This window comes from Aliarcobacter vitoriensis (assembly GCF_003316695.1).
Classification (GTDB): Bacteria; Campylobacterota; Campylobacteria; order Campylobacterales; family Arcobacteraceae; genus Aliarcobacter; species Aliarcobacter vitoriensis.
This window is the reverse complement of sequence record NZ_PDKB01000006.1, coordinates 63,894-78,129: the sequence shown is the minus strand read 5'-3', so window position 1 is coordinate 78,129 and position 14,236 is coordinate 63,894. Positions and strand designations below refer to the sequence as shown.

Annotated in this window: 12 protein-coding genes; 10 read left to right on the top strand and 2 right to left on the bottom strand. The window is 29.4% G+C overall.

The annotated features are described in order from the left end of the window. The first annotated feature begins 159 nt into the window (after nucleotides 1–159). Both CRU91_RS04630 and CRU91_RS04625 read left to right on the top strand, forming a co-directional pair. Nucleotides 160–4,845 carry a GLUG motif-containing protein gene (locus CRU91_RS04630; RefSeq protein WP_113893883.1) on the top strand — a complete coding sequence of 1,562 codons (4,686 nt, stop codon included), beginning with the start codon at nucleotides 160–162 and terminating at the stop codon, nucleotides 4,843–4,845. Nucleotides 4,846–4,853: 8 nt separating this feature from the next. Further along, nucleotides 4,854–6,518, top strand: coding sequence for a ShlB/FhaC/HecB family hemolysin secretion/activation protein (locus tag CRU91_RS04625; RefSeq protein ID WP_113893882.1), 1,665 nt, complete (start codon nucleotides 4,854–4,856; stop codon nucleotides 6,516–6,518). A 16-nt stretch (nucleotides 6,519–6,534) separates the two neighbouring features. Here CRU91_RS04625 and rpoD read toward each other — a convergent pair whose 3' ends face one another. Further along, nucleotides 6,535–8,406: an RNA polymerase sigma factor RpoD gene (rpoD, locus tag CRU91_RS04620; RefSeq protein ID WP_113893881.1), complete on the bottom strand. Its 1,872-nt coding sequence runs from the start codon at nucleotides 8,404–8,406 to the stop codon at nucleotides 6,535–6,537. Nucleotides 8,407–8,567: 161 nt separating this feature from the next. On the opposite strand from rpoD, the gene CRU91_RS04615 reads away from it, so the two are divergent. From CRU91_RS04615 to CRU91_RS04605, 3 genes are read left to right on the top strand one after another with little or no spacing between them, the layout of a single operon-like run. Continuing rightward, nucleotides 8,568–9,068 carry a 3-isopropylmalate dehydratase small subunit gene (locus CRU91_RS04615; protein ID WP_113893880.1) on the top strand — a complete coding sequence of 167 codons (501 nt, stop codon included), beginning with the start codon at nucleotides 8,568–8,570 and terminating at the stop codon, nucleotides 9,066–9,068. Further along, nucleotides 9,069–10,136, top strand: coding sequence for a 3-isopropylmalate dehydrogenase (gene leuB / locus CRU91_RS04610; protein WP_113893879.1), 1,068 nt, complete (start codon nucleotides 9,069–9,071; stop codon nucleotides 10,134–10,136). It abuts the gene before it with no gap. 15 nt (nucleotides 10,137–10,151) lie between these two features. Further along, on the top strand, nucleotides 10,152–11,081 hold the full coding sequence (locus CRU91_RS04605; protein ID WP_113893878.1) for an exopolyphosphatase: 930 nt from the start codon (nucleotides 10,152–10,154) through the stop codon (nucleotides 11,079–11,081). 3 nt (nucleotides 11,082–11,084) lie between these two features. On the opposite strand, the gene CRU91_RS04600 is transcribed toward CRU91_RS04605, so the two are convergent. Further along, nucleotides 11,085–11,447, bottom strand: a complete 363-nt coding sequence (locus CRU91_RS04600) for an HIT family protein (protein WP_113893877.1) — start codon at nucleotides 11,445–11,447, stop codon at nucleotides 11,085–11,087. 232 nt (nucleotides 11,448–11,679) lie between these two features. Between CRU91_RS04600 and rpmJ the strand changes: the two genes are divergently transcribed. From rpmJ to CRU91_RS04575, 5 genes are read left to right on the top strand one after another with little or no spacing between them, the layout of a single operon-like run. Continuing rightward, a complete protein-coding gene (gene rpmJ, locus CRU91_RS04595) occupies nucleotides 11,680–11,793 on the top strand; it encodes a 50S ribosomal protein L36 (protein ID WP_113893876.1) in 114 nt (37 codons plus the stop codon). 5 nt (nucleotides 11,794–11,798) lie between these two features. Continuing rightward, entirely contained in the window at nucleotides 11,799–12,167 is a 369-nt protein-coding gene (gene rpsM / locus CRU91_RS04590; protein ID WP_026804485.1) for a 30S ribosomal protein S13, read from the top strand. A 10-nt stretch (nucleotides 12,168–12,177) separates the two neighbouring features. After that, a complete protein-coding gene (gene rpsK / locus CRU91_RS04585) occupies nucleotides 12,178–12,570 on the top strand; it encodes a 30S ribosomal protein S11 (RefSeq protein WP_113893875.1) in 393 nt (130 codons plus the stop codon). Between the two features lie 10 nt (nucleotides 12,571–12,580). After that, the gene (rpsD, locus tag CRU91_RS04580; protein ID WP_113893874.1) at nucleotides 12,581–13,207 is read left to right on the top strand and encodes a 30S ribosomal protein S4; all 627 of its coding nucleotides are present in this window, start codon (nucleotides 12,581–12,583) and stop codon (nucleotides 13,205–13,207) included. A 19-nt stretch (nucleotides 13,208–13,226) separates the two neighbouring features. Further along, entirely contained in the window at nucleotides 13,227–14,225 is a 999-nt protein-coding gene (locus tag CRU91_RS04575; protein ID WP_113893873.1) for a DNA-directed RNA polymerase subunit alpha, read from the top strand. The last annotated feature ends 11 nt before the right edge of the window (nucleotides 14,226–14,236 follow it).

Below are 14,236 nucleotides of genomic sequence, written 5' to 3'. Positions count from 1 at the left end.
CAAAATTTCTTTATTTCTACTATCTCCATTTTATAGCTACTTTAATCAAATCTAACTATAAATTTCAAAATTTATTTTAAAAAAGTAAAAAACATCACACTTCATCACACTCTTTATCTATAATTAAGAAATGTAAATTAAAAAATAAAGGAGATAAAGATGTATCAAAATCATGAATATAAAAACCGATTTAGAATACTAAAAGGTGGATTGATTTCCCTTGTTGTTGCTTCAAATCTATACTCAGCTCCAAGTAGTGGAACAGTAGTAAGCGGAAATGCAACAATAAACCAAAATGGAAATACTACAAATATAAACCAAAGTAGCCAAAAAGCCTCTATAAATTGGCAAGATTTTAGTATCTCTAAAAATGAAACAGTAAACTTTAATCAACCAAATCAAAACTCAATAACTCTAAACAGAGTAATAGGAAATGAAAAATCTATTATAGATGGAGCATTAAACGCAAATGGACAAGTTTGGATTTTAAACTCAAATGGTACACTCTTTGGTAAAAATGCTAAAGTAAATACTTCTGGACTTCTTGTAACAACTAAAGAGCTATCAGATGATGACTTTCAAAAAGGTAACTACTCTTTTAAAGGTAACTCAAAAGAGAGTATTGAAAATCAAGGTGATATAAACCTAAACGATAAAGCCTATGCAGTATTTGTTGCAAATAGTGTAATAAACAATGGTGATATAAAAGTACATAAAGGAACTGTTCATCTAACAGGAGCAGATGAGTTCTCTATAACTTTAAATGAAAATCAAAATATCTCACTAAAAGTAACAAAAGGTGCTTTAAACTCACTTGTTGAAAACAATAATTTAATAGTTGCAAATGGTGGAAATGTATATCTTACAACAAATGCAAAAAATGAACTGCTTAAAGGTGTAGTAAATAATACAGGAATTATAGAAGCAAATAGTTTAGATGATATTACAGGTAAAACAAATGAAGTAATACTTTTTGCTCACGGTGGAACAGCAAATATAGATGGGGAAATAAAAGCTAAAAACTCATTTGTGGAAACAAGTGGAGAAAACTTATCTGTAAAAGATAGTTTTAAAATCACTGCAAATAAATGGCTACTTGACCCAGTTAATATGACAATTGAAGCAAACGGTGGAAGTGATTTTAATAGTGGAAGTGTAAGTGCAACTGCTATACAAAATGCTTTAGCTGGAACAAATCTAGAACTACAAGCTGATAATAATATAACTGTAAATCAAAATATCACTTGGAGTACAGATAAACAACTAAAATTAATAGCAGATAATATAAATGTAAATGCAACAATAAATAATACAAACTCTACAAACGGTGGAGTATATTTTAATGCAGCTAATACAACAGGTAAAGTAGTATTTGGTACAAATGGAAAAGTAATTGTAAATAATATAAATCAAATGCAATTGATAGAAACAGCACTAAATGGAAAATATGAACTAGGAAGAGATATAGATGCAAGTGCTACAAAAACAGATACAGCAAAATGGGGAACAGCAGGATTTAATCCAATAGGAAATAGTGCAAATAGATTTGCAGGAACATTTGATGGTAAAGGTTTTACTATTTCTAATTTATATATAAATAGACCAACTCAAGATTTTGTTGGACTATTTGGATTTACAAATAATAGTGCAACTATAAAAAATATTGGATTAGAGAATATAAATATTACTGGACAAAGTAATGTAGGAGGATTGGTTGGACTTAATGATGGAACAGTTGAAAACTCATATGCAAGTGGAACTGTAAGTGGAGATAGTTATGTAGGTGGATTGGTTGGAGATAATGTTAGTACAATTGCAAACTCATACGCTCTTGGTTCAGTGAGTATTGGTACTAATTCTTATATAGGCGGATTAGTTGGAGTTAATAGAAGAATAATTGAAAACTCATATGCAAGTGGAATTGTAAGTAGTAGTTCTTTTGTAGGAGGATTAGTTGGAGAGAATATTGGTGGAACGATTACAAACTCATATTATGATAATGCAACAAATACAGCTTCTATGAATGATAGTGCTTACGGAAAAACAAAAATAGAAATTGCAACTGCTTTAAAAAGTGCAAGTAGTGAATGGGAAACTGATTTTTCAAAGGGTAGAGGAAATGGTGCAAGTGGAACTGCAGAATTACCATTTTTAAAAAATGTTACAAAACTTTCAAACACTTGGTTTGAAGATGGCCATGGAACAGAAGCAAATCCATATACAATTACAAACTGGATACAGTTGCGAAATATTAATCACTCAAATAATGTAATTAGAAGTTACTACTTTAATCTCTTAAATAATATAGATAGATTAACAACTGGATATATTGGAAATGGAGAAGGTTGGAATCCGATTGGAGATGCTACAAATGTTTTTACAGGAACATTTGATGGTTTAGGACATACTATTTCAGATTTATATATAAATAGACCAACTCAAGATTATATTGGGTTGTTTGGATATATAAATAATAGTGCAACTATAAAAAATATTGGATTAGAAAATCTGAATATTAGGGGAAATAATATTGTAGGTGGATTGGTTGGGGGTAATTTTCCTTCTGGAACAATTGAAAACTCATATGCAAGTGGAACTGTAAGTGGAAATAATATTGTAGGTGGATTGGTTGGGGGTAATTTTGCTTTTGGAAAAATTTCAAACTCATATGCTCTTGGTTCAGTGGGTGGCAGTGGAGATGGTTCTAATGTAGGTGGTTTGGTTGGACAAAATAATGGAACAATTTCAAACTCATATGCAAGTGGAATAGTAGTTAGTGAAAGTTCTTTCGCAGGAGGATTGATTGGATGGAATAATGGTGGAATCATTACAAACTCATATTATGATAAAGAAACAAATCAAGCTGATATGCGAGATAAAACTTATCATGGAAAAACAAAAGCAGAAATTTTATCTTCATTTTCAAATATTAGTGGCTGGGGAACAACTGGAGGTGGAGCCAGTGTAAGTGGATATGAAGTAGTTCTTCTTCCTTATTTACTAGGTGTTACAAAAGATGAATATAAATCTAAATCTATACTATTTAATGGTGGTTTTGGAACAGCATTAAACCCATATACAATTACAAACTGGACACAACTACAAAATATTAATAACTCAAATATTGTAACTAGAGGCTACTATTTTAATCTCTTAAATAATATAGATAGATCAACAGCTGGATATATAGGAACTGGAGAAGGATGGAACCCAATAGGTAATAATGATAATAGAGCTTTATTCAAATTTAATGGTTTAGGAAATACTATTTCAGATTTATATATAAATAGACAAAATAATCTAAATGAAGCTGGATTATTTGGTCATACTCAATCAGGTTCAAATATTCAAAATATTGGACTTTTAAATGTAAATATTACAGGAGGAAGTTTTACAGGAGGACTAGTTGGGGTTAATTATTATACTGATATTACAAATTCATATGTTACTGGAGTAATAACTGGAAATGGTATATGGATCGGAGGTTTAGCTGGAGCTAACTCTGGAATAATTTTAAACTCATATGCAAGTGCAACTGTAGGTGGTAATGGTTCTGAGAAGGGTGGCTTGGTTGGACATAATAATAAGGATGGAAAAATTACAAACTCATATGCTAGTGTAAGTGTAGGTGGTACTTCTTCTTTAGGTGGATTGGTTGGATCTAATGATGGAACAATCACAAACTCTTTTTATGATAAAACAAAGTTTAGTGGAAATGGTGTAGGAGCTGGTATAGAAACTGGAGTTACAGGACTTACAACAGAGGAGATGTCTTATGGAAAAATCTTTAAAGATGCTAGTTGGGATATAGTTGCAGATAGTAGTGTAATTTCTTCAACTCCAATATTAAAATATGATAGCGTAAATAATAAATATGTTTGGGCTATTGCTCCAAAAACTTTTACTGCAAATTTAGGAAATCAATCAACTACTTACAATGGTTTACTTCAAAATTTAAGTTCTATCTACACTTCACAAGCTATCTTTGGTACAGCTGGAGTAAATTTCAAATTTGTAGATGTTGATAATAATGATATAACAGCATATAAAAATGCAGGAACATATTCTAATATAGGTGTTGTATCACTTGATGAATTCATAGTTGCAGGAGTTGGTACAAAAGGAACTTTGACTATAAATAAAGCCAACCTAGATATTATCGCAAACTCAAATAGTTTAGTTTATAACGGTCAAACTCAAAGTGTAAATGGATATACATTTGGAGAAAATAAGCTTTTAGGAAGTGATACAGAAGCTGATTTAAATCTAAGTGGAATAACTACAATAAGCTCTAGTAAAAATGTTGGAACTACTAAAACAAATATTAGTGGAACATCTGATAATTATAATATTAATGTAGCACAAGGAACATTGAATATTATAAAAAAAGATATTTCTGTAACTGCTGATAATAAAAATAAAAAACAAGGTGAAAATAATCCAAACTTAACTTATGTAGCAAATGGATTAATAGAAAATGATACTTTAAATGGAACTTTAAGTACAAATGCTACACAAAATAGTGAAGTAGGGAGTTATGATATAGAAAAAGGTAGTTTGGATAACCCAAATTATGAGATAGATTTTAAAAAGGGTAAATTAATAGTTGAGGCTAAAACTGAAACTCCAAAACCTGAAACTCCAAATATACAAGATGTAGTAGATAGTATTTTTCATCAGATTGCACAAACAACACAAATAGATAATCAAAGATTAAATACAAACTTAAATACTCAAGCTTTAAGCTTCAATAATAAATTTGGTGTAGAGATTGTAAATGGTGGGATAAATGCCCCAACAAAAGAAGAAGAAGCTAGAAACTTCCAAAATATGATAAATAAGTAGGAAAAAAGATGATAAAACTAAATCAAATAATAACTCTTTCAGTGTTAAGCTCTAGCTTACTTTTAGGAGCAAGTCCAATACCAAATAGCTCAAGTATAGAAAGAGAGATACAAGCACCAAAAGATATTCCAATAAAACAAAAAGATATTGTAAAAATAGAGGGGGTACAACAAGATAGCTTAAAAGATATGGGAGATAGTAAAACTATTCTTATAAAAGGATTTAAGATAGAGGGTAATACAAAAATATCTACAGATGATATTTTAAACTCTATTAAAGAGTTTGAAAACAAAGATTTGACTTTTACTCAAATTCAAACTTTGTCTTCTATTATCTCTAAACTATATCAAGATAAAGGTTACTTTGTTGCACGTGCATATCTACCTGCTCAAAACCTTGAACAAAATAGAAATATTTTAAATATCTCTATTTTAGAGGGAAACTATGGTGAGTTTAAAATAACTAATAACTCTTTAGTTAGAAATAGTGTAGTTCAAGATATTTTTGATAACACAAAATCCTCTTCTGTTATTGATACAAATGTAATCCAAAAAGCTATGTTACTTATAAATGATAGAGCAGGTGTTAAAGTATCTAAAGCAGAAATTAGCCCAGGAGCTGATGTAGGAACAAGTAACTTTAATATTGAAACTACTGCAACTCCAAGAGTAGATGGTTATGTAGTTGCTGATAACTTTGGAAGTAGATATACAGGTTTGTATAGAACTCAATCTTTAGTAAATATAAATAGTATTGCAACTTTGGGAGATAAACTGTCAGTTTCAGGACTTGTTTCAAATGGTGCTGATTTGAAAAATGGAAGATTTGCTTATGAACTACCTTTAAATTCTTATGGTTTAAAAGCAGATGTTGCATATACTAGAACAAACTATAATTTAGTTAAAGAGTATAAAGATTTAGATGCAAAAGGTAATGCAAATATATATGAGGCGGGATTAAGCTATCCATTACAAAGAAGTACAAATCAATCATTTTGGTTAAAAGGAAAGTATTATCATAAAGAGTTTAAAGATTATATAACTGGTAGTAAATATGAAGATAAAACTATAGATTCTTTTGTGGTTTCGCTTGATTTTGAAAAATATTATAGTATTGGAGAGTTCCCATCAAGAATATTTGCAAATCTAAATTTTACAACAGGAGATTTGAGCTCAAAATATAATAATCTAAATAGTGGAAACTATAATAAAGTAGATACTTATATCTCAAATGAGATAGCTTTTTCTGAAATATTTTCACTAAATACAAATCTAATAGCTCAAAAAGTACTAGGAAATAAAAACCTAGATGGAAGTGAAGATTTAAGTTTGGGTGGAGCTTATGGAGTAAAAGTCTATCCTTCTAATGAACAAAGTGCTGAAAATGGATATATGATAAATGTAGAGCTATTTTCAAAACTTCCTAGTATATCTTTATATAATCATAAAATAGGAACATTTTATGATATGGGAAATGTATATCAAGAGAAAAATCAAGATATTACATTTCAAAGAAGAACACTTCAAGATGTAGGGTTTGGATACTATGCAAACTATAAAGATTTTTTTGCAAAAGTACAAGTGGCATGGACCTTAAACTCTGACCCAATTTCAAGTGAAAAAACTTCTCATCAAAATAGTAAGATATTGTTTCAAACTGGATGGGTCTTTTAGAACGATTATGTAGAGATTAACTCTCTACATAATTTTTAAGATTTTTACCTACTTTTGGGTGTTTTAATTTTTTAATAGCACTTGATTCAATTTGTCTAACTCTTTCTCTTGTAACTGAAAGTTCTTTTCCAATTTCTTCAAGTGTTCTATCACTTGCATCTTCCATAAGACCAAATCTCATTCTGATAACAGCTTGTTCTCTTTCATTTAATTGTCCAAGAATTTGGTCAATTTGACCTTGTAAATCCTCTTTCATAATATTGTCCATTGGAGTTGGAGCTTTTTCATCTGGTACAAAATCTCCAAACTTACCATCATCATCACTTCCAATAGGAGCTTCAAGAGAAACTGGTTCTTTTGTTATTTTAATTACTTGTTTTACTTTATCAACAGGTAATCCAACTTCTTTTGCAATTTCTTCAACATCTGGCTCTTTACCAGTTTCTTGAACACCTTTTCTTATTATTTTATTGATTCTATTGATTGTTTCAATCATATGAATAGGTATTCTAATAGTTCTTGCTTGATCAGCTATTGCTCTACTTATTGCTTGTCTTATCCACCAAGTTGCATAAGTTGAGAATTTATAACCTTTTTTATACTCAAACTTATCAACAGCTTTCATAAGTCCGATATTTCCTTCTTGAATTAAATCTAAGAAAGCTAAACCTCTATTTGTGTATCTTTTTGCAATAGATACAACAAGTCTTAAGTTTGATTGAGCCATTCTTGTTTTAGAAGTGTCAGTTATTCTTTTTCCTCTTTTTATTTGTTCTAAAACTGCTTTTAATTCTTCAGGAGTTAAATCAAATCCTCCTTTAGAAGCTTCAGCTGTTTGGAATAATTTTTTGATTTCCATATAAGTTGAAACCATTGTAGCTTCTGGAACCATTGCAGTAATTTGTGCTTTTGATAAATTTACAATATTTTCTAATATTTTTTGGTGATTTTTTTGTAAATTTTCATTAAAAAGTGGTAATTTATACTCTAATCTTTTTAATTCACTATCAAAACCTGATTCAGATTTTAACGATGTTTCCATAGCTTTTACAATTTCAGTTATAAGTTTTGAAGTTGGTCCTAAATCTAATAAAGCTTCTTTTAATAACTTCTTTTTAAAAGAAGTTGCAAGATTGAAAGTCATCATATCTGCTTCATCATCAGATTTCGCTGTTTCTTTTGCTTGAAATTTTAACCACTCTTTTTTAGCTTTTTCAAGTTCTTTAAAAGCTTCTATAATAGTTTGAGCTCTTTTATCTAACTTTCTTTGTTTTGTTCCAGAAGTTTTTTTATCATCATCTTCTGAGTATTCATCATCTTCATACTCATCAGTTTCTAAATCTTCTTCTTCCTCTTCTTCATTGTCATCATCAAAGTTTTTAAATAACTCTTTTACTTTTCTTTCTCTATTAACTAATGGTTCTTTGTATTCTAAAATAAAATCAATCAAATATGGAACATAGCATATAGCATCAAGGATAATATCCTCTCCAGTTTCAATTTTTTTAGATATTTCAACCTCTTCATCTTTTGTTAAAAGTGGGATTTGTCCCATTTCTCTTAAATACATTCTTACAGGAGAATCTGATCTTGACCATTCCATTAGCTCTTTATTTTTTAATAAGTCAAACTCATCATCTTCATTTTCAATTAGTTTTTCTCTTTGTTCTCTTCTTTTTTTAGCTTCCTCATCATTTAGAAGTTTAGCTTGTTCTTGAGAACTAATAACTGTTACGTTGTATAACTGAATTAATGCTAAAATCTTCTTTATCGTTGCACCTGTTGGTGCTTTTGGAAAGATTTTAATGATTTTTTCGTAAGTTAATACTGAATCTTTATACTCTTTAATTAATTGCTCAATAATTTTGTTTATATCTTTTGCACTCATAGTTTTAGAAAATCCTTCTTTATATTATGAAATAGTCAAACATTATACCCAAATAATTTGAATATCGTATTAAGGATTACTTATTTAAACAAAGTTTACTAAAATATTGGATAAAATTTTTACTTCAATGAATTTAGTGTTTAATAATATAAGGACAAAGTATGAGTAAAATTACAGGTAAAGTTTGGAATTTTGGAGCAAATATTGATACTGACGTTATCATAGCGGCTCGTTATTTGAATAGTTCAGATCCAGAACATTTAGCAAAATATGTTATGGAAGATGCTGATCCAGATTTTCCAAAAAAATTAAAAAAAGGCGATATTATAGTTGCTGGAGAAAATTTTGGATGTGGTTCAAGTAGAGAACACGCTCCAATAGCTTTAAAAGCTGCTGGGATAGCTGCTGTTGTAGCTCCATCATTTGCTAGAATTTTTTATAGAAATGCTTTTAATATGGGATTACCTATTTTTGAATTACCTGAATCTTTAGAGATAAAAGAGGGTGAAGAAATATCTATAAATTTAGATAAAGGTGAAATTACAAATAATACAACTAAAAAAGTATATAAATTTATTCCAATTCCTCCTTTTATGCAAGAATTAATTGCAACTGGTGGATTAATAAATTATGCAAAAGAAGAAATGAAAAAGGCAAAATAGATGAAAAATTATAATATTTCTATAATCAAAGGTGATGGAATTGGTCCTGAAATTGTTGATGAAGCAATTAAAGTATTAAACTCAGCTTCTAAAAAATGTGGATTTACTTTAAGTTATAAAGAGTATTTAATGGGTGGTATTGCTATTGATACAACAGGAGTTCCTCTTCCTCAAGAGACAATAGATGGAGTATTAGCAAGTGATGCTTGTTTATTTGGAGCAATTGGTGGAGAAAAATGGGATACACTTCCAAGAGAATTAAGACCTGAAACAGGACTTCTAAAATTTAGAGAAGAGATGGGTGTATATGCAAATTTAAGACCAGCAATTGTTTATGATGAACTTGTAAATGCTTCAACACTTAAACCTGAAGTGATTCAAGGTTGTGATATCATGGTTGTTCGTGAGTTAATTGGTGGAATTTATTTTGGAAAACCTAGAGAAAATGATGGTTTTAAAGCATATAATACTATGGTTTATACAAAACCTGAAATTGAAAGAATTTCAAAAACAGCCTTTGAATTAGCGATGAAAAGAGATAAAAGAGTTTGTTCTGTTGATAAAGCAAATGTTTTAGAAGTTTCACAACTTTGGAGAGATACTGTAAATGAAGTTGCTAAAAACTATCCAGAAGTTGAAGTTTCTCATATGTATGTAGATAATGCTGCAATGCAACTTGTACGAAATCCAAAACAATTTGATGTAATAGTTACAGGAAATATTTTTGGAGATATTTTAAGTGATACAGCTTCAATGGTCGTTGGTTCTATTGGATTATTACCTTCAGCTTCTACAGGAGATAAAACAGCTATTTATGAGCCAATTCATGGTTCAGCACCAGATATTGCAGGGCTTGGAATTGCAAATCCATTAGCCACAATTTTAAGTGCTTCAATGATGCTAAGATATTCTCTAAATGAAGAAAAAGCTGCAAATTTGATAGAAGATACAATAAAAATTGTACTAAAAGATGGATATAGAACAAAAGATTTAGCGTCATATGATGCAAAAGAAGTTTTAAATTGCAGTGCAATGGGTGATAAAATAGTAGAGTACATAAATAGATAATTTTAGGAAAATTATATGAATGATAAAAAGTATAGATTAGTTACTAGAAGCGATATGGATGGACTTGTTTGTGGGACATTATTAAAATATCTTGACATTATTGATGAAATTACATTTGTTCACCCTAAAGATATGCAAGATGGTAAAATTGAGATAACTTCAAATGATATAACAACAAATCTTCCTTATGTTGAAGGTGTTTATTTGGCTTTTGATCACCATTTTAGTGAAACATTAAGAAATGAGAAAAAAGATAATCATATCATAGACCCAAATGCAGCAAGTGCTGCACAAGTTGTTTATGACTATTATGATGGAGATGAGATATTTCCAGGATATTTTACTGGTATGATGTTAGGAGCAAATAAGGCTGATAGTGCAGATTTTACTTATGAAGATATAGTTGAACCTAGAGCTTGGGCATTACTTAGTTTTTTAATGGATAGTAGAACAGGTTTAGGAAGATTTAGAAATTTTAGGATATCAAACTATCAGTTAATGATGGATTTAATTGATTATTGTTCGAGACATAATATTGATGAAATTTTAGAATTACCTGATGTAAAAGAAAGAGTTGATTTATATTTTCAATATGAAGAGCAGTTTAAAGAGCAACTTAAAAAGTGTACTAAAGTTTTTGGCAATCTTTTAATTATTGATTATAGATATGAAGAAATTATATATCCTGGGAATAGATTTATGGTATATACACTTTTTCCTGAACAAAATATTTCTATTCATATATTTTGGGCTAAGGACAAAGAAAAAACAGTTTTTAGTACAGGAAAATCTATTATAAATAAAACATCAAATACAAATATTGGTGAATTAATGCTTAAATATGGTGGCGGTGGACACAAAAAAGCTGGAGCATGTCAAATATATAATGATAAATCAGAACAGATTTTAGAAGAGTTAATATCAAAAATTAATCAAGATGGATAAGAGTTAAAAATTATTTTTTAACTCTTCATAAAACTTTTCAAAAGATGGTAAATTTAATTTTGACTCTCTTTGCTTTTTACCCCACATTGGTTCAGGGAAAAAAGAATCTTCTTTAAATCTTGCCATAATATGAAAATGTACATGAGGTACATAATTTCCAAATGATGCAATATTTATTTTATCTGGGTTAAAGTGTTTAATCATAATTTTTTCTATAATATCGAGATATTTCCATATCTCTTCTTTTGTTTGTTTATTACACTGTGAAAACTCTTTTATTTGTTCATTTGTAAATATCTTAAGCCAAGGAATTTCGCTATCTTCAATTTGTATATTTATAAATTCATTTTTAAATATTACTGACATTTATATCCTTATTTTATATATGGAGAATGTTACTATAATTTAAATTAAAGAAGATTTTAATATTCAACGAGCTTTAAGTAATAATTAAATATAATCCAATTCCATTTTTTCAACCATTGAAGAAGTTTTTATAAAATATACTAACTATTTTATAGAGAGTTGGAAAAGTTTTTTAAGAACTTTTCCTGTTGAATAGTGGAAATTTAAACACAAATAAAGAAGGATACAGCTTATGAAAGTAAGAGCTTCAGTGAAAACAATGTGTGATAAATGTAAAGTTATCAAAAGAAGAGGTATCGTAAGAGTTATCTGCGAAAACAAAAAACATAAACAAAGACAAGGATAAGACACATGGCAAGAATCGCGGGTGTTGATTTACCAAACAAAAAAAGAATGGAGTATGCTTTAACATACATCTTTGGAATTGGATTACATAATTCAAGACTTATTTTAAATGCTACTGGAATTGATTTTAATAAAAGAGCATTTGAATTAACAGAAGATGAAGCAGCTTTAATTAGAAAAGAGATCCAAGAAAACTACCTAGTAGAAGGGGATTTAAGAAAAAAAGTTGCTATGGATATTAAATCTTTAATGGACTTAGGTTCATACAGAGGATTAAGACATAGAAAAGGTTTACCTTGTAGAGGGCAAAAGACTAAAACTAATGCTAGAACAAGAAAAGGTAAAAAGAAAACTGTTGGTGCAGCAACTAAATAAGGAATTATAGATGGCAAAAAGAAAAGTTACTAGAAAAAAAATTGTAAGAAAAAACATTGCTGATGGAATAGTTCATATAGCTGCTAGTTTTAATAACACAATGGTTACAGTTACAGATAATGCTGGAAATGCAATTGCATGGTCAAGTGCTGGAAACTTAGGATTTAAAGGTTCTAAAAAATCAACTCCATTTGCTGCACAAGCTGCAGTTGAAGATGCTTTAAACAAAGCTATGGAGCATGGAATTAAAAATGTAGGAATTAAAATTCAAGGACCAGGTTCTGGAAGAGATACTGCTGTTAAATCAGTTGGGTCAATCAATGGAATTAGAGTTACTTGGTTAAAAGATGTTACACCATTACCACATAATGGTTGTAGACCTCCTAAAAGAAGAAGAGTGTAAGGAGTAAATAATGGCAAGATATAGAGGACCAGTAGAAAAAATCGAAAGAAGACTTGAAGCAGATCTTGGTTTAAAAGGTGAGAGAAGACTTTCAGGTAAAAGTGCTTTAGAAAAAAGACCATTTGCTCCAGGACAACACGGACAAAGAAGAGCTAAAGTTTCTGAGTATGGATTACAATTAAGAGAGAAACAAAAAGTTAAATTTATGTATGGTGTTTCTGAAAAACAATTTAGTAACTACTTCAAAGAAGCAGTTAGAAGAGAAGGAAACACAGGGGCTATTCTTATTTCATTAATTGAACAAAGATTAGATAATGTTGTATATAGAATGGGGTTTGCTACAACAAGAGCATTTGCTAGACAAATTACAACTCATGGACATGTTTTAGTTGATGGTAAAAAAGTTGATATTCCTTCTTACCTAGTTAAAGCTGGACAAAAAATTGAAATTAAAGAAAAATCAAAATCTAATCCTCAAGTAGTTAGAGCATTAGAATTAACAAATCAAACAGGAATGGTTGATTGGGTTAATGTAGATAAAGATAAAGTATTTGGGATTTTCACAAGAATACCTTCAAGAGAAGAGATTGTTATTCCTGTTGAAGAGAGATTAATAGTAGAGTTATATTCTAAATAAAAAATAAAAAAGGTAGCCAATGAAAAAGTTTGCAGAAACTCCGTTTTTACCAACTGAAGTTGAAATTGAGGCTATTAGTGCTAATGAAGCTAAGATAATAGCTTATCCATTTGAAGATGGATTTGCTATCACTTTAGCTCATCCGTTGAGAAGACTACTTTTAAGCTCTTCAGTTGGTTATGCACCAATTGCTGTGAAAATTGAAGGTGTTACTCATGAGTTTGATTCTTTAAGAGGAATGCTTGAAGATGTTGCAATGTTTGTTATAAATCTTAAAAATATGAGATTTAAAATAAATAGTGATAAAAATCAAGTTACAGTTGAGTACTCATTTAATGGACCTAGAGATATTAAAGGTGAAGATTTAGTAAATTCTGAGGTTGATATTGTTTCAACAGATGAACATTTAGCAACTATAAATAGTGATTGTAATTTAACATTTACAGTTATTATCCAAAAAGGTATTGGATATATGCCATCTGAAGATATTAGAGATATTGTTGGACCAGATTATATTCCAATTGATGCATTCTTTACACCAGTTAAGAAAGTAGTTTACAATATTGAAAAGATGTTAGTTGAAGATAATCCTAACTTTGAAAAAGCTGTATTTAATATTATAACAAATGGGCAGATTTCTCCAATTGTTGCATTTAGAGAAGCAGTTTCTGTTATGTATTCACAAATGTCAGTATTTAATAAAGTTTTTGATTTATCAGATATATCTATGAGTGATTCTAGTGAAGATACAGTTGAATTAAAAGATTTAGTTTTGAGAATTGACGAACTTAATTTGACTGCTAGAAGCTTTAATGCTTTAGATAGAAATGGACTTAAATACTTAGGTGAGTTAGTACTTATGAGTGAAGTTGAAGTAAGAAATATTAAAAATCTTGGTACAAAATCTTATAATGAAATAGCTGATAAGCTTGAATCATTAGGATATCCAGTAGAAAATACACTTCCAGAGAATGTTGCATCTTCTTTAAGAAGAAAATTAGAGCAACTAAAAGCATAAAATAAGGGTTT

Coding starts and splice junctions, on each gene's coding strand:
- CRU91_RS04605 (WP_113893878.1), top strand. CDS start 10,152: ATGAATGATAAAAAGTATAGATTAGTTACTAGAAGCGATATGGATGGA.
- CRU91_RS04630 (WP_113893883.1), top strand. CDS start 160: ATGTATCAAAATCATGAATATAAAAACCGATTTAGAATACTAAAAGGT.
- rpsD (WP_113893874.1), top strand. CDS start 12,581: ATGGCAAGATATAGAGGACCAGTAGAAAAAATCGAAAGAAGACTTGAA.
- leuB (WP_113893879.1), top strand. CDS start 9,069: ATGAAAAATTATAATATTTCTATAATCAAAGGTGATGGAATTGGTCCT.
- rpmJ (WP_113893876.1), top strand. CDS start 11,680: ATGAAAGTAAGAGCTTCAGTGAAAACAATGTGTGATAAATGTAAAGTT.
- CRU91_RS04615 (WP_113893880.1), top strand. CDS start 8,568: ATGAGTAAAATTACAGGTAAAGTTTGGAATTTTGGAGCAAATATTGAT.
- CRU91_RS04600 (WP_113893877.1), bottom strand. CDS start 11,447: ATGTCAGTAATATTTAAAAATGAATTTATAAATATACAAATTGAAGAT.
- rpsK (WP_113893875.1), top strand. CDS start 12,178: ATGGCAAAAAGAAAAGTTACTAGAAAAAAAATTGTAAGAAAAAACATT.
- rpsM (WP_026804485.1), top strand. CDS start 11,799: ATGGCAAGAATCGCGGGTGTTGATTTACCAAACAAAAAAAGAATGGAG.
- rpoD (WP_113893881.1), bottom strand. CDS start 8,406: ATGAGTGCAAAAGATATAAACAAAATTATTGAGCAATTAATTAAAGAG.
- CRU91_RS04575 (WP_113893873.1), top strand. CDS start 13,227: ATGAAAAAGTTTGCAGAAACTCCGTTTTTACCAACTGAAGTTGAAATT.
- CRU91_RS04625 (WP_113893882.1), top strand. CDS start 4,854: ATGATAAAACTAAATCAAATAATAACTCTTTCAGTGTTAAGCTCTAGC.